Annotated in this window: 12 protein-coding genes; 5 read left to right on the top strand and 7 right to left on the bottom strand. The window is 61.8% G+C overall.

Annotation, left to right across the window (positions count from 1 at the left end):
* The first annotated feature begins 30 nt into the window (after nucleotides 1-30).
* Nucleotides 31-966 carry a glutathione S-transferase family protein gene (locus LOY35_RS22795; RefSeq protein ID WP_258627493.1) on the top strand — a complete coding sequence of 312 codons (936 nt, stop codon included), beginning with the start codon at nucleotides 31-33 and terminating at the stop codon, nucleotides 964-966.
* A gap of 150 nt (nucleotides 967-1,116) precedes the next feature.
* Here LOY35_RS22795 and LOY35_RS22790 read toward each other — a convergent pair whose 3' ends face one another.
* Nucleotides 1,117-1,473: a glutaredoxin family protein gene (locus LOY35_RS22790; RefSeq protein WP_258627492.1), complete on the bottom strand. Its 357-nt coding sequence runs from the start codon at nucleotides 1,471-1,473 to the stop codon at nucleotides 1,117-1,119.
* On the bottom strand, nucleotides 1,473-2,477 hold the full coding sequence (gene yejK, locus LOY35_RS22785) for a nucleoid-associated protein YejK (protein WP_014340016.1): 1,005 nt from the start codon (nucleotides 2,475-2,477) through the stop codon (nucleotides 1,473-1,475). The genes LOY35_RS22790 and yejK overlap by 1 nt, the downstream gene beginning before the upstream one ends.
* A gap of 397 nt (nucleotides 2,478-2,874) precedes the next feature.
* On the opposite strand from yejK, the gene LOY35_RS22780 reads away from it, so the two are divergent.
* Nucleotides 2,875-3,159: an HU family DNA-binding protein gene (locus tag LOY35_RS22780; RefSeq protein WP_024777638.1), complete on the top strand. Its 285-nt coding sequence runs from the start codon at nucleotides 2,875-2,877 to the stop codon at nucleotides 3,157-3,159.
* 86 nt (nucleotides 3,160-3,245) lie between these two features.
* Here LOY35_RS22780 and rlmF read toward each other — a convergent pair whose 3' ends face one another.
* The 5 genes from rlmF to LOY35_RS22755 all read right to left on the bottom strand — a co-directional run bounded on the left by rlmF (nucleotide 3,246) and on the right by LOY35_RS22755 (nucleotide 9,904).
* Nucleotides 3,246-4,271, bottom strand: coding sequence for a 23S rRNA (adenine(1618)-N(6))-methyltransferase RlmF (gene rlmF, locus LOY35_RS22775; RefSeq protein WP_258627491.1), 1,026 nt, complete (start codon nucleotides 4,269-4,271; stop codon nucleotides 3,246-3,248).
* Between the two features lie 254 nt (nucleotides 4,272-4,525).
* Entirely contained in the window at nucleotides 4,526-7,372 is a 2,847-nt protein-coding gene (locus LOY35_RS22770) for a valine--tRNA ligase (RefSeq protein WP_258627490.1), read from the bottom strand.
* 167 nt (nucleotides 7,373-7,539) lie between these two features.
* Nucleotides 7,540-7,917: a DNA polymerase III subunit chi gene (locus tag LOY35_RS22765; RefSeq protein ID WP_258627488.1), complete on the bottom strand. Its 378-nt coding sequence runs from the start codon at nucleotides 7,915-7,917 to the stop codon at nucleotides 7,540-7,542.
* A gap of 7 nt (nucleotides 7,918-7,924) precedes the next feature.
* Entirely contained in the window at nucleotides 7,925-8,353 is a 429-nt protein-coding gene (locus tag LOY35_RS22760; protein ID WP_258627485.1) for a DNA polymerase III subunit chi, read from the bottom strand.
* A 60-nt stretch (nucleotides 8,354-8,413) separates the two neighbouring features.
* On the bottom strand, nucleotides 8,414-9,904 hold the full coding sequence (locus LOY35_RS22755; RefSeq protein ID WP_258627482.1) for a leucyl aminopeptidase: 1,491 nt from the start codon (nucleotides 9,902-9,904) through the stop codon (nucleotides 8,414-8,416).
* Between the two features lie 289 nt (nucleotides 9,905-10,193).
* Here LOY35_RS22755 and lptF point away from each other — a divergent pair, with 289 nt between their 5' ends.
* The 3 genes from lptF (at nucleotide 10,194) to lepA (ending at nucleotide 14,471) form a co-directional block, all read left to right on the top strand.
* Nucleotides 10,194-11,315 carry an LPS export ABC transporter permease LptF gene (gene lptF / locus LOY35_RS22750; protein ID WP_258627480.1) on the top strand — a complete coding sequence of 374 codons (1,122 nt, stop codon included), beginning with the start codon at nucleotides 10,194-10,196 and terminating at the stop codon, nucleotides 11,313-11,315.
* Entirely contained in the window at nucleotides 11,308-12,369 is a 1,062-nt protein-coding gene (gene lptG, locus LOY35_RS22745) for an LPS export ABC transporter permease LptG (RefSeq protein WP_258627478.1), read from the top strand. Before lptF ends, lptG begins: the two co-directional genes overlap by 8 nt.
* A gap of 302 nt (nucleotides 12,370-12,671) precedes the next feature.
* Nucleotides 12,672-14,471 carry a translation elongation factor 4 gene (lepA, locus tag LOY35_RS22740; RefSeq protein WP_258627476.1) on the top strand — a complete coding sequence of 600 codons (1,800 nt, stop codon included), beginning with the start codon at nucleotides 12,672-12,674 and terminating at the stop codon, nucleotides 14,469-14,471.
* The last annotated feature ends 2 nt before the right edge of the window (nucleotides 14,472-14,473 follow it).

The raw sequence follows: 14,473 nt of genomic DNA, 5'->3' as shown, positions 1-14,473 counted from the left end.
GCGGACCTCCTTCCTGCATTGGCAAATCTCATGTCAGAGCTGATTCTTCATCATTACCCGACGTCTCCCTTTGCTGAAAAAGCCCGTCTGCTGCTCGGTTTCAAAGGCTTGTCCTGGCGCTCGGTCAACATCCCGCCAATGATGCCCAAACCCGACCTGACGGCGTTGACAGGCGGCTACCGCAAGACGCCGGTGTTGCAGATCGGCGCGGACATCTATTGCGACACGGCCCTGATCGCTCGGCGACTGGAGCAGGAAAAGGCCACGCCGGCGCTGTTTCCCGAAGGCCGGGAAATGATCGCGGCATCCTTCGCGGCCTGGGCCGATTCGGTGGTGTTCCAGCATGGGGTGAGCCTGGTGTTCCAGCCCGAGTCGATGGCCGCGCGTTTCGCCAAGTTGTCGCCTGAGGCGATCAAGGCGTTCATCGCGGACCGCGCCGGGCTGTTCAGTGGTGGCACCGCCACGCGTTTGGCTACCGAGCAGGCCAAGCACCAGTGGCCGACGATCATGGCGCGCCTTGAGCAGCAGTTACAGCGCGAAGAAGGCGACTTCCTGTTGGGGGAGCCCTCGATTGCCGACTTCGCCATGGCTCACCCGCTGTGGTTTCTCAAGGGCACACCGGTGACCTCGCCATTGGTGGATGCCTACCCGGCTGTCTCGGCCTGGCTGACGCGGGTGTTGGCTTTCGGTCATGGCGCGTCGAGCGCGATGAGTTCCGAAGAGGCCTTGGAAGTGGCCCGCAACGCTACGCCGGCCGCGTTGCCGGATGAACCATTCGATGAGTCGAGCGGGTTTGCGAAAGGGCAGCAGGTGACCATCGCTGCGACTGACTATGGTGTCGATCCGGTGGCGGGAGCGTTGCTGTTTGCCGGGCGCGAAGAACTGATCCTGCGCCGTGAAGACGAGCGCGGCGGGGTGGTGCATGTGCACTTCCCGCGGTTCGGGTTTCGTATCGAGGCTTGCTAAGCCACCCAAGACCTGTGGGAGCGAGCCTGCTCGCGATAGCGGTGTGACAGTCAGTGCAAATTGTGACCGGAATGCCCTCATCGCGAGCAGGCTCGCTCCCACGCTGGATTTGCGACGTTCCCGGGATCGCGGTCCGCCGCTGATGTGGCGCTATGTTGCAGACAATGCCTTGAGAATCCTTTGCGGTTCATACCCACGAATCAACGTGCCATTCACGTCCAGGATCGGAATTCCCCGATCGCCCAGCGCCTCATAGGCCTTGCGCGCTTCGGGGTCTTTCTCGATATCGAACTCGCGATACGGCACGCCTTTTTCATCCAGGAAGCGTCGTGTTGCCTTGCAGTAGCCGCACCAGTCGGTGGCGTACAGCGTAACCTGGGCATGGCTGCGGATCTGCTGCGAGACCATCTGCGAGGGGTTGAACAACCGCTCGATCTTGCCCCAGTTCTGGTACGCCACGACCACCAGCAGAATCAGCAGAAACTTCCTCAGGACCCCGCCGAGCATCAATTGCGCCGCTTGAGCTGGTCAGTCAGGGACGTCGGCAATCCCTTGATGATCAACGTGCCGGCTTCTTCGTCATATTCGATCTTGGAACCCAGCAGGTGCGCCTCGAAGCTGATGGACAGACCTTCGGCGCGACCAGTGAAGCGGCGGAACTGGTTGAGGGTGCGTTTATCCGCCGGGATTTCCGGCGACAGGCCGTAGTCCTTGTTGCGGATGTGATCGTAGAACGCCTTCGGGCGATCCTCGTCGATCAGTTCGGACAGTTCTTCCAGGCCCATGGGTTCGCCGAGCTTGGCCTGGCTGCTGGCGTAATCCACCAGCGTCTTGGTCTTTTCCCGGGCATCGTCTTCGGGCAGGTCTTCGCTTTCGACGAAGTCGCTGAAGGCCTTGAGCAGCGTGCGGGTTTCACCGGGGCCGTCGACACCTTCCTGGCAGCCGATGAAGTCGCGGAAGTACTCCGAGACCTTTTTGCCGTTCTTGCCCTTGATGAAGGAAATATATTGCTTGGACTGCTTATTGTTCTGCCATTCCGACACGTTGATCCGGGCCGCCAGGTGCAACTGGCCCAGGTCGAGATGGCGGGACGGGGTGACGTCCAGCTCATCGGTAACCGCCACGCCTTCGCTGTGGTGCAGCAGGGCGATGGCCAGGTAGTCGGTCATGCCCTGTTGATAATGGGCGAACAGTACATGGCCGCCCACCGACAGGTTGGACTCTTCCATCAGCTTTTGCAGGTGTTCCACGGCCACGCGACTGAACGCCGTGAAATCCTTGCCGCCGTCCAGGTATTCCTTCAGCCAGCCGCTGAACGGGTGTGCACCGGACTCGGCATGGAAAAACCCCCAGGCCTTGCCTTGTTTGGCGTTGTAGCTCTCGTTGAGATCGGCAAGCATGTTTTCGATGGCCGTGGACTCTGCCAGTTCAGAGTCCCGAGCATGGAGCACAGCAGGGGTGCCGTCGGGTTTTTTGTCGATCAGGTGGACGATGCAATGACGGATCGGCATGGGCTTCTCGGCTGATGAAAGAGAGGAGGGCGCGCTCCCCCGAAAAGCGCCCAGTGTACCGCAATCACTGGTTTTGAAGCGTTGCGAAGGGGATTTCGGAGCCGTCCGACAGCCCATAAGCATTTTTTTACCGATTTAGCGCAATAAAGCTGACCAAATGGGTAGCTAAGGGCGGATATTTCACAGGGGTTGTGCTAGTTTTGCCCGGTCTTACGCGAAGGCACTGCGTTAAGCAGGCATTCAGCATTTTGTCAGGTCGAACCAAACCCGGATTTCGGCATCTATTACCCCGACCCGTCGTGGTGATGACCGAGGGTGTCCGATCCGAAGAGATCGGGCTCGATGGCTGACACTGCACTCTGCAATCCATATGAATTTGATAGGGAAGGAACACTACATGGCTCTTACTAAAGACCAACTGATCGCTGACATCGCTGAAGCTATCGACGCGCCGAAAACCACCGCGCGTAACGCTCTGGACCAGTTGGGCCAAATCGTTGCCGACCAGCTGGAAAGCGGCGGCGAAATCACCTTGCCAGGTATCGGCAAGCTGAAAGTCACCGAGCGTCCTGCCCGTACCGGTCGCAACCCTTCGACTGGCGCTGCCATCGAAATCGCTGCAAAGAAAGTCGTCAAGCTGGTTCCGGCCAAAGGCCTGGTTGATTCGATCAACGCCAAGTAAGACGCTTTAAAAAAAACCGTGCAGCGGAGCAGTCCGGGCACGGTTTTTTGTTGTCCTGAAGAAAGTGGCTGACGCAATGCAGGCATTCAGTCCTTGCGAACCCACCGCGCCTGGCGCCAGGCCTGCTGTTGTGCCTCGGTGTGGAAGGTCCAGGCCACGAAGCGGCTCTGCTTTTGTCCCTGGGACATCTCCACCACCTCGCTGTGCACCGCGCCGGCCTTCTTCAGGGCGGCCTGAATCGCCGGCAGGTTCGAAGCCTTCGACACCAGGGTGCTGAACCACAGGACCTGTCGGGCCAACTGCGCGCTTTCACCGATCAGTTGGGTCACGAAGCGGACCTCTCCACCTTCGCACCACAACTCGGCGGCCTGACCGCCGAAATTCAGGACCGGCAACTTGCGTTTCGGATCGGCCTTGCCCAGGGAGCGCCATTTACGCTGGCTGCCTCGGGTGGCCTCCTCCAGGGACGCATGGAATGGCGGATTGCACATCGTCAGGTCGAACCGCTCGGCTTCGTCGAGCAGGCCCAGCAGGATCTGCTTGCGATTGGTTTGCTGGCGCAGTTGGATAGCCTTGGCCAACCCATTCGCCTGGACAATGGTCTTGGCCGAGGCGATGGCCGTCGGGTCGATCTCCGAGCCCAGGAAGTGCCAGCGGTAGTCGCTGTAGCCGATCAACGGATACACGCAGTTGGCGCCGGTGCCGACGTCCAGCACCTTCACTGCCGCGCCCCGAGGGACTTCCCCTTCGTTATGGCTGGCGAGCAGGTCGGCGAGGAAGTGCATGTAGTCCGCACGCCCCGGCACCGGAGGGCACAGGTAGTCGGCCGGAATGTCCCAGTGGGCAATGCCATAAAAGGATTTGAGCAGCGCCCGGTTGAACACCCGCACGGCTTCAGGGCTGGCGAAGTCGATGCTTTCCTTGCCATAGGGATTGATGATCACGAACCTGGCCAGTTCCGGCGTGCCCTTGATCAATGCCGGGAAATCGTAACGGCCCTGGTGGCGATTGCGTGGGTGCAGGCTGGCTTTTTCACGGGGCACGGCGGCCTTGGCTTCGGCGGCGGGCTTGGGCTTCTGGCGTGCGGGTCTGGGGGGGCGGGGCGCGGTCATGGGCGGGTCGATTCGGGGCTGGCTCAAAAAGTGGCGGGCATTGTCCCACATCCGATGCGGTCTTGAGGCGCGCGCCGATTAAATGTGGGGGCGAGCCTGCTCGCGATAGCGGTGGGTCAGGCTGCATCTGTGGCGAATTTACTGCCGTCATCGCGAGCAGGCTCGCTCCCACAAGGTTTGTTCAGCGTTTGGAGGAAACGGCGGGCAGAAAAAAGGAGGCCACCGGGGCCTCCTTCGTTCATCGCAGCTTGCCGTTACAGACTGGCAATCCGCGCATGCTGCTCGGCCAGCTTGCCCAAGGCCTGTTCCGCCTCGGCCAGTTTGGCCCGTTCCTTCTCGATGACGTCGGCCGGGGCCTTGTCGACGAAGCCGGCGTTGGACAGCTTGCCGCCCACGCGCTGCACTTCGCCCTTGAGGCGCAGGATTTCCTTGTCCAGGCGCGCCAGTTCGGCAGCCTTGTCGATCAGGCCGGCCATCGGCACCAGTACTTCCATCTCGCCCACCAGGGCGGTGGCCGACAACGGCGCTTCTTCGCCGGCTGCCAGGACCGTCACCGATTCGAGCTTCGCCAGCTTCTTGAGCAGCGCTTCGTTTTCGTTGAGGCGGCGCAGGTCTTCGGCGCTGGCGTTCTTCAGGAACAGGGTCAGCGGCTTGCCCGGGCCGATGTTCATCTCGGCGCGGATGTTGCGCAGGCCGAGCATGAAGGTCTTGAGCCATTCGATGTCGTCTTCGGCTGCCGGATCGATGCGGCTTTCATTGGCCACCGGCCACGGTTGCAGCATGATCGTCTTGCCTTGGGCGCCTGCCAGCGGCGCGATGCGCTGCCAGATTTCCTCGGTGATGAACGGCATGAACGGATGTGCCAGGCGCAACGCCACTTCCAGCACGCGCACCAAAGTGCGACGGGTGCCGCGCTGGCGTTCGGCCGGTGCATTTTCGTCCCACAGCACGGGCTTGGACAGTTCCAGGTACCAGTCGCAATACTGGTTCCAGATGAACTCGTACAAGGCCTGTGCGGCCAGGTCGAAGCGGAACTGGTCCAGCTGGCGGGTCACTTCGGCTTCGGTACGTTGCAGCTGCGAGATGATCCAGCGGTCTGCCAGGGTCAGCTCGTAGGTTTCGCCGTTCTGGCCGCAGTCTTCACCCTTGTCCAGCACGTAGCGCGCGGCGTTCCAGATCTTGTTGCAGAAGTTGCGGTAGCCTTCGACGCGGCCCATGTCGAACTTGATGTCGCGACCGGTGGACGCCAGCGAGCAGAAGGTGAAGCGCAGGGCGTCGGTGCCGTAGCTGGCGATGCCCTCGGCGAACTCTTCGCGGGTAGCCTTCTCGATCTTCTTCGCCAGTTTTGGCTGCATCAGCCCGGAAGTGCGTTTCTGCACAAGGGTTTCCAGGTCGATGCCATCGATGATGTCCAGGGGGTCGAGGACGTTGCCCTTGGACTTGGACATCTTCTGGCCCTGGCCATCGCGTACCAGGCCATGGACGTAGACGGTCTTGAACGGAACCTGCGGCGTGCCGTCGGGGTTCTTCATCAAGTGCATGGTCATCATGATCATCCGGGCGACCCAGAAGAAAATGATGTCGAAACCGGTGACCAGCACGTCGGTGGAGTGGAAAGTCTTCAGGAACTCGGTCTGCTGCGGCCAGCCCAGGGTCGAGAAGGTCCACAGGCCCGAGCTGAACCAGGTGTCGAGGACGTCGTTGTCCTGTTGCAGCGCAACGTCCGGGCCGAGGTTGTGCTTGGCGCGGACTTCGGCCTCATCGCGACCGACATAGACCTTGCCTGACTCGTCGTACCAGGCCGGGATGCGATGGCCCCACCACAGCTGGCGGCTGATGCACCAGTCCTGGATGTCGCGCATCCACGAGAAGTACATGTTTTCGTATTGCTTGGGCACGAACTGGATGCGGCCGTCTTCCACGGCGGCAATCGCCGGCTCGGCCAGGGGCTTGGTGGAGACGTACCACTGGTCGGTCAGCCACGGCTCGATGACGGTGCCGGAACGGTCGCCTTTCGGCACCTTCAGGGCATGGTCGTCGACGCTGACCAACAGGCCGGCGGCGTCGAACGCGGCGACGATCTGCTTGCGCGCTTCGAAGCGGTCCAGACCAGCGTATTCGGCCGGGATCTGGCCGTCGACGCCTTCGTTCAGGGTGCCGTCGAGGTTGAACACCTGGGCTGCGGGCAAGACGTTGGCATTTTTGTCGAAGATGTTCAGCAGCGGCAGGTTATGGCGCTTGCCGACTTCGTAGTCGTTGAAATCGTGGGCCGGGGTGATTTTCACGCAGCCGGTGCCGAATTCGGGGTCGCAGTAATCGTCACCGATGATCGGAATGCGACGACCAACGAGCGGCAGCTCCACGAACTGGCCGATCAGCGCCTTGTAGCGCTCGTCGTTCGGGTTCACCGCCACGGCCGAGTCGCCCAGCATGGTTTCCGGGCGGGTGGTGGCGACGATCAGGTAGTCCTTGCCTTCGGCGGTCTTGGCGCCGTCGGCCAATGGATATTTCAGGTTCCACAGGAAACCTTTCTCGTCGTGGTTTTCCACTTCGAGGTCGGAAATGGCGGTGTGCAGCTTGGTGTCCCAGTTGACCAGGCGCTTGCCGCGATAGATCAGGCCGTCTTCATGCAGGCGCACGAAAGCTTCCTTCACCGCTTCCGAGAGGCCGTCGTCCATGGTGAAGCGTTCGCGGCTCCAGTCCACGGACGAGCCGAGGCGACGGATCTGACGACTGATGTTGCCACCGGACTCGTCTTTCCATTCCCAGACTTTCTCGAGGAATTTCTCGCGACCCAGGTCGTGGCGGTTCTGGCCCTGGGCTTCGAGGCGGCGCTCCACCAGCATTTGCGTGGCGATACCAGCGTGGTCGGTGCCCGGCTGCCACAGGGTGTTGCGACCCTGCATGCGACGGAAACGGATCAGGGCGTCCATGATCGCGTTATTGAAGCCGTGGCCCATGTGCAGGCTGCCGGTGACGTTCGGCGGCGGGATCATGATGGTGTAGGAATCGCCCGCGCCTTGCGGAGCGAAATAATTCTCGGACTCCCAGGTGTTGTACCAGGAAGTTTCAATGGCGTGCGGCTGGTAGGTCTTATCCATGCGCGGCGGGACCCTATTGGCATTTATTCAGGAAAAGCCGGGAAGTATAGCCCTGCGGGCAGCGGCAAGCTACCAGCTACAAGCCGCAAGATAAGGCAGCCTGGCTTTGGCTTTGGCTTTGGCTTTGGCTTTGGCTTTGGCTTTGGCTTTGGCTTTTTGCTTGCAGCTTAAAGCTTGCCGCTCGTAGCTGCGGCGAGCAGCCGCTCCATCCTGGCATCCAGCCGGCGCTTGATCTCGGTCTCGATGTGCGGGGCGAAGTCGTCGATCACGTCCTGCATGATCAACTGCGCGGCGGCGCGCAACTCGCTGTCCAGGTGCAGCAGCGCGTCGGGGCCCTTGGGGTCGGCCTTGGGCGCCGGCTTGGGCTCGGGCTGGCCGGAAATCGGTTCGAACAGCAGGGGGATCTGTTCTTCATGCACGGGCTCATGCACGACCGTGTCGGTCAGCAATGGCGGTTGCAGGGTATCGTCGCCGAGCAACTGGCGGATCGACTCAAGGTCATCCAGCAGGTGTGGAGGCTTTTGCGGTGGTTTTGGAGTATCCATCGTAGGCTCAGAGTCGCTGTAAACGGTGGTCTTGCAGAGGATAGCCCTGTTCGCGGTAGAAACGGAAACTCTCCCGCGCGGCTTGCCGGATGGCCGGATCCTCCACCACCACTTCCGCCACCCGGGCGAAGCGTGAGGCAAAGGCCGGTACTTTCAGGTCGAGATTGACCAGCAGGTCCTGGTGTGGGCCGCAGTCATCCCCCAGTCCCAGCACGATCAGCCCTTCGGGTTCGCTTTCGGCCGGGCCATGGGGCACGAAGCTTTCGCCCTTGAAGGCCCACAGGCGCGCATCAAGCGCTTCGCGCTGGGCGGCATCGCTGCAATGCAGGTAGATGCGGTGACCCATGCGCCAGGCTTTTTCGGTGAGCTTGCAAGCGAAATCCAGTCGGGCCGACGGATCGGCGCTGGGCAGGATGTAGAAATCGACTTTGGTCATTGCGGTTCCTGAGCCGCCGGTGACACCGTCCGCAGACGATGCCATCGGCAGTCATTGGTGTCAGGCCTTGGCGCGGTCCAGCAGGTACTGGGTCAGCAGTGGGACCGGACGACCGGTGGCGCCTTTATCCTTGCCGCCACTGGTCCATGCCGTACCGGCGATGTCCAGGTGCGCCCAGTTCAGGTTCTTGGTGAAGCGCGACAGGAAGCACGCTGCCGTGATGGTCCCGGCTTTCGGGCCGCCGATGTTGGCGATATCGGCAAACGGGCTGTCCAGCTGTTCCTGGTACTCGTCGAACAGCGGCAATTGCCAGGCGCGGTCGTCGGCTTGCCGGCCGGCGCTGAGCAGTTGGCCGATCAGTTCGTCGCTATTGCCCAGTAGGCCCGAGGTGTGGGCGCCGAGGGCGACGACGCAAGCACCGGTCAGGGTCGCGATGTCGATCACCGCTTGCGGCTTGAAGCGTTCGGAGTAGGTGAGGGCATCGCACAGCACCAGGCGGCCTTCGGCGTCGGTGTTGAGGATTTCCACGGTCTGGCCGCTCATCGTCGTGACGATATCGCCCGGGCGCGAGGCCGTGCCGCTGGGCATGTTCTCGGCGCAGGCCAGGATGCACACCAGGTTGATTGGCAGTTGCAGTTCGAGCACGGCACGCAGGGTGCCGAACACGCTAGCGGCGCCGCCCATGTCGTATTTCATTTCATCCATGCCGGCACCGGGCTTGAGGCTGATGCCACCGGTGTCGAAGGTAATGCCCTTGCCGACCAGCGCGTAGGGCTTCTCGGACTTCCTGCCGCCGTTGTACTGCATGACGATCAGGCGTGGCGGCTGGGCGCTGCCCTGGCCGACGGAATAGAAGGAGCCCATGCCCAGGTCCTTGATTTTCTTCTCGTCGAAAACCTCGACCTTCAGGCCCTTGAATTGCTTGCCCAGGGCCTTGGCCTGCTCGCCGAGGAACGTCGGGTGGCAGATGTTCGGCGGCAGGTTGCCCAGGTCGCGGGTGAAAGCCATGCCGTTGGCGATGGCGGTGGCGTGGGTCACGGCGCGCTGGACTTCGGCCTGGGCGGCCTTGATGGTCAGCAAGGTGATTTTTTTCAGGGCGCGGGGTTCGGCCTTCTGGCTCTTGAACCGGTCGAACTGGTATTCGCCATCCACCAGGGTTTCGGCCAGCAGGCGGGTCTTGCCGTAGCTGTCGCGGTCCTTGACCACCAACTCGTCCAGTGCCAGCGCGGCATCGCTGCCACCCAGGCTCTTGAGGGTGCCCAGCACCCCGGCGATGATCTTGCGAAACGGACGGTCGCCCAGTTCGGCATCCTTGCCCACGCCGACCAGCAGCACGCGCTCGGCCTTGAGGTTGGGCAGGTTGTGCAGCAACAGGCTCTGGCCGACCTTGCCGGCAAGGTCGCCGCGCTTGAGCACGGCGCTGATGGCGCCGCCGCACAGGGCGTCGAGCTGGGAGGCGACGACGCCGAGCTTGCGGGCTTCGCCGACGGCAACCACCAGGGTGGCGGTTTTCAACGTTTCTGGGCTAACGCTTTTTACAACCAGTTCCATGTCCGGATCCCTGAATGAATGGTCAAGATGTCGGGCGCCGACCACAAGTCTCGAATGAAGCAGTCACGGTATCGCGCCGGCGACAAAGGCCGCAGTTTGAACCCCGGGCCCCGAAGCTGACAACCCTTGGGGCAGCTATCTTTGCGGCTTCAGCCACCGGTTTAAAGCGTGCGAAGTGACAGGCGCCTCCAATCACAGGATAATGCGGCTCTTTTTTCGGCGGCTCGCGATGGCGAGTGGCTCGATTGCTTGTTTGGCCCCCTAGCCTGACAATCCTGGAGTGTCTGGTTTGATCGTCTTTCGATATCTATCCCGCGAAGTCCTGCTGACCCTGAGCGCGGTCAGTGCCGTGCTGCTGGTCATCATCATGAGCGGGCGTTTCATCAAATACCTCGCCCAGGCGGCTTCCGGCGCGCTGGATCCGGGCTCGCTGTTCCTGATCATGGGTTTCCGCCTGCCAGGCTTCCTGCAACTGATCCTGCCGCTGGGCCTGTTCCTTGGCATCCTGCTGGCCTATGGTCGCCTGTACCTGGACAGCGAAATGACGGTCCTGTCGGCCACCGGCATGAGCCAGCAGCGTCTGTTTCGCATTACCCTGTTCCCGGCTGCATTGGTGGCGCTGGTGGTGGCCTGGCTGAGCCTGAGCCTGGCGCCCCAGGGGGCCAACCAGTTCCAGTTGCTGATCAACCAGCAAGACGCCCTGACCGAATTCGACACTCTGGTGCCGGGGCGCTTCCAGGCGCTGCGCGACGGTACGCGCGTCACCTACACCGAACAGCTTTCGGATGACCGGGTCAACCTCGGCGGCGTCTTCATCACGCAAAAGAACCTGTCGTCCAACAGCCAGAAGGATCGCGGTATCTCCGTGCTGGTGGCCGAGAAGGGACGCCAGGAAATCAATCCCGACGGCAACCGCTACCTGATCCTCGAAAACGGCTATCGCTACGACGGCAAGCCGGGGCAGGCCGACTACCGGGCCATCAAGTACGACACCTACGGCGTGCTGCTGCCCAAGCCGGAGGCCAGCGAGGAAGTCACCGATCGCGACGCGATGCCTACCGCCAGCCTGCTGGGCAGCAATGACATCCGTGCGCGCACCGAGCTGCAATGGCGCCTGTCGCTGCCGCTGCTGGTGTTCATCGTGACCCTCATGGCCGTCCCGCTGGCCCGGGTCAACCCGCGCCAGGGCCGTTTCCTCAAGCTGCTCCCGGCGATTCTTCTGTATATGGCGTACCTGACCCTCCTCATTACCGCCCGCGGCTCTCTGGAAAAAGGCAAGATCCCGCCGGCATTGGGCCTGTGGTGGGTGCATTCGATTTTCCTGGCCATCGGCCTGGGGCTGCTCTACTGGGAGCCGCTGCGCCTGAAACTGGCGAGCCGCCGCAGCGCGCAGGAGGTGGCCCGTGGTTAAACTCGATCGCTACATCGGCAGCAGCGTGTTCATGGCGATCCTCGCGGTGCTGGGGATCATCCTTGGCCTGGCGACGCTGTTCGCCTTCATCGATGAAATGAGCGACGTCAGCGATACCTACACCCTGGCGGACGTGGCGAGCTACGTGCTGCTGACCGCGCCAAGGCGTCTGTATGACATGCTGCCGATGGCGGCGCTGATCGGTTGCCTGATCGGCCTGGGCAGCCTGGCCAGCAACAGCGAACTGACCATCATGCGGGCTGCCGGGGTTTCCGTCGGTCGGATCGTCTGGGCGGTGATGAAACCGATGCTGGTGCTGATGCTGGTCGGCGTCCTGATTGGCGAATACGTCGCTCCGGCCACCGAGAACACCGCCCAGGCCAACCGTTCCCTGGCCCAGGGTGGTGGCGACGCACAAAGCGCCAAACATGGCCTGTGGCACCGCCAGGGCGATGAGTTCATCCACATCAACTCGGTCCAGCCCAACGGCATCCTCTATGGCGTGACCCGGTATCGCTTCGACGAACAACGCCACATGCTGTCGTCGAGCTTTGCCAAGCGCGCCCAGTTTGTCGAGGATCACTGGCAGTTGAGCGATGTCACCACCACCCTGTTCCACGAAAGGAACACCGAAGTGGTCGCGACTCCGCAGGAGCGTTGGGACGTGGCGATCAGCCCGCAGCTGCTGAGCACGGTGGTCATGGCGCCGGAGTCCCTGTCGATTACCGGCCTGTGGGGGTATATCCACTACCTGGCCGACCAGGGCCTGAACAACGGCCGCTACTGGCTGGCTTTCTGGGTCAAGGTCTTGCAACCGCTGGTCACCGCCGCCCTGGTGCTGATGGCCATCTCCTTCATCTTTGGGCCTTTGCGCTCGGTCACCCTCGGCCAGCGGGTGTTTACCGGTGTGCTGGTGGGCTTCACCTTCCGCATTGCCCAGGATCTGCTGGGGCCTTCGAGCCTGGTGTTCGGTTTCTCGCCACTGTTCGCGGTGCTGGTGCCGGCGGGCGTGTGTGCGTTGGCCGGACTCTGGCTGCTGCGCCGGGCGGGTTGATCCCGGGGTTCGGGGGCGACGGGGCGAGAGGATTTCTGTGGCGAGGGGATTTATCCCCGCCGGGCTGCGCAGCAGCCCCAAGGCAGTCGCCCTCATCTACCTGACACACCGGGTTGCCTGGTTTTAGGGCTGCTACGCAGCCCAACGGGGATAAATCCCCTCGCCACAATGCCTCATTGCCACAGAAGCCCCCTCGGCGAAACCTCACCGACAGGCAAACGTGACGCTTGCGCGCTGTATCAGGTACAATTCCCGGCTATTTTTCGGCGGGCCCTGCCTGCAGCCTTTTTGAGTGTTGATCCGTGAGTGATTTGAGTCATATCCGCAATTTCTCCATCATCGCCCACATTGACCATGGCAAGTCGACGCTGGCTGATCGCTTCATCCAGATGTGCGGCGGCCTGACCGAGCGTGAGATGGAAGCCCAGGTCCTGGACTCCATGGACCTCGAGCGTGAACGCGGGATTACCATCAAGGCCCACAGCGTCACCCTCTACTACAAGGCCAAAGACGGCGTCACCTATCAACTGAACTTCATTGACACCCCCGGCCACGTCGACTTCACCTACGAAGTCAGCCGTTCGCTGGCGGCCTGTGAAGGTGCGTTGCTGGTGGTCGATGCCGGCCAGGGCGTCGAGGCTCAATCGGTTGCCAACTGCTACACCGCCATCGAGCAGGGCCTGGAAGTCATGCCGGTCCTGAACAAGATCGACCTGCCCCAGGCCGAGCCGGAGCGGGTCAAGGATGAGATCGAGAAGATCATCGGTATCGACGCCACCGACGCGGTCACTTGCAGTGCCAAGACCGGCCTGGGCGTGGACGAAGTGCTCGAACGCCTGGTAACCACCATTCCCGCGCCGACCGGCAATATCGAGGATCCGCTGCAAGCGTTGATCATCGACTCCTGGTTCGACAACTACCTGGGCGTAGTCTCCCTGGTTCGCGTGCGCCACGGCCGCGTGAAGAAGGGCGACAAGATCCTGGTCAAGTCCACCGGCAAGATCCACCTGGTGGACAGCGTCGGTGTATTCAACCCGAAACACACCGCCACCGCCGACCTCAAGGCCGGTGAAGTGGGCTTCATCATCGCCGGCATCAAGGACATCCACGGGGCTCCGGTCGGCGACACCCTGACCCTGAGCTCCACCCCGGACGTCGATGTGCTGCCGGGTTTCAAACGTATCCAGCCCCAGGTCTACGCCGGCCTGTTCCCGGTCAGCTCCGACGATTTCGAGGATTTCCGCGAAGCGCTGCAGAAGCTGACCCTGAACGACTCGTCGTTGCAATACACCCCGGAAAGCTCCGACGCCCTGGGCTTCGGCTTCCGTTGCGGGTTCCTGGGCATGTTGCACATGGAAATCATCCAGGAGCGCCTGGAGCGCGAGTACGACCTGGACCTGATCACCACGGCGCCGACGGTGATCTTCGAGCTGCTGCTCAAGAGCGGTGAAACCATCTACGTCGACAACCCGTCCAAGCTGCCGGACCTGTCGGCCATCGAAGACATGCGCGAACCGATCGTGCGGGCCAACATCCTTGTGCCTCAAGAGCACCTGGGCAACGTCATTACCCTGTGCATCGAGAAGCGCGGCGTGCAGCACGACATGCTGTTCCTCGGCTCGCAGGTCCAGGTGACCTACGACCTGCCGATGAACGAAGTGGTGCTGGACTTCTTCGACCGCCTGAAATCCACCAGTCGCGGCTATGCTTCGCTGGATTATCATTTCGATCGTTACCAATCGGCTAATCTGGTGAAGCTGGATGTGCTGATCAACGGTGAGAAAGTCGATGCCCTGGCATTGATCGTGCACCGTGACAACGCGCACTACAAAGGTCGTGCATTGACCGAGAAGATGAAGGAACTGATTCCGCGGCAGATGTTCGACGTGGCAATCCAGGCCGCCATTGGTGGGCAGATTGTGGCGCGTACAACCGTCAAGGCACTCAGAAAGAACGTATTGGCCAAATGCTACGGCGGCGACGTCAGCCGTAAGCGCAAGCTGTTGGAAAAGCAGAAGGCCGGTAAAAAACGCATGAAGCAGGTCGGTAATGTGGAGATTCCACAGGAAGCCTTCCTTGCGGTGCTCAGGTTGGATAGTTAGGT

The organism is Pseudomonas sp. B21-028 (assembly GCF_024749045.1).
Lineage (GTDB): Bacteria > Pseudomonadota > Gammaproteobacteria > Pseudomonadales > Pseudomonadaceae > Aquipseudomonas.
Note: the sequence above shows the minus strand (reverse complement) of the source record. Positions and strands in the feature narration are given on the sequence as shown.

Excerpts from the sequence above, each read along its gene's own strand:
- LOY35_RS22795 (WP_258627493.1), top strand. The coding sequence starts at position 31 with ATGTCAGAGCTGATTCTTCATCATTACCCGACGTCTCCCTTTGCTGAA.
- LOY35_RS22790 (WP_258627492.1), bottom strand. The coding sequence starts at position 1,473 with ATGCTCGGCGGGGTCCTGAGGAAGTTTCTGCTGATTCTGCTGGTGGTC.
- yejK (WP_014340016.1), bottom strand. The coding sequence starts at position 2,477 with ATGCCGATCCGTCATTGCATCGTCCACCTGATCGACAAAAAACCCGAC.
- LOY35_RS22780 (WP_024777638.1), top strand. The coding sequence starts at position 2,875 with ATGGCTCTTACTAAAGACCAACTGATCGCTGACATCGCTGAAGCTATC.
- rlmF (WP_258627491.1), bottom strand. The coding sequence starts at position 4,271 with ATGACCGCGCCCCGCCCCCCCAGACCCGCACGCCAGAAGCCCAAGCCC.
- LOY35_RS22770 (WP_258627490.1), bottom strand. The coding sequence starts at position 7,372 with ATGGATAAGACCTACCAGCCGCACGCCATTGAAACTTCCTGGTACAAC.
- LOY35_RS22765 (WP_258627488.1), bottom strand. The coding sequence starts at position 7,917 with ATGGATACTCCAAAACCACCGCAAAAGCCTCCACACCTGCTGGATGAC.
- LOY35_RS22760 (WP_258627485.1), bottom strand. The coding sequence starts at position 8,353 with ATGACCAAAGTCGATTTCTACATCCTGCCCAGCGCCGATCCGTCGGCC.
- LOY35_RS22755 (WP_258627482.1), bottom strand. The coding sequence starts at position 9,904 with ATGGAACTGGTTGTAAAAAGCGTTAGCCCAGAAACGTTGAAAACCGCC.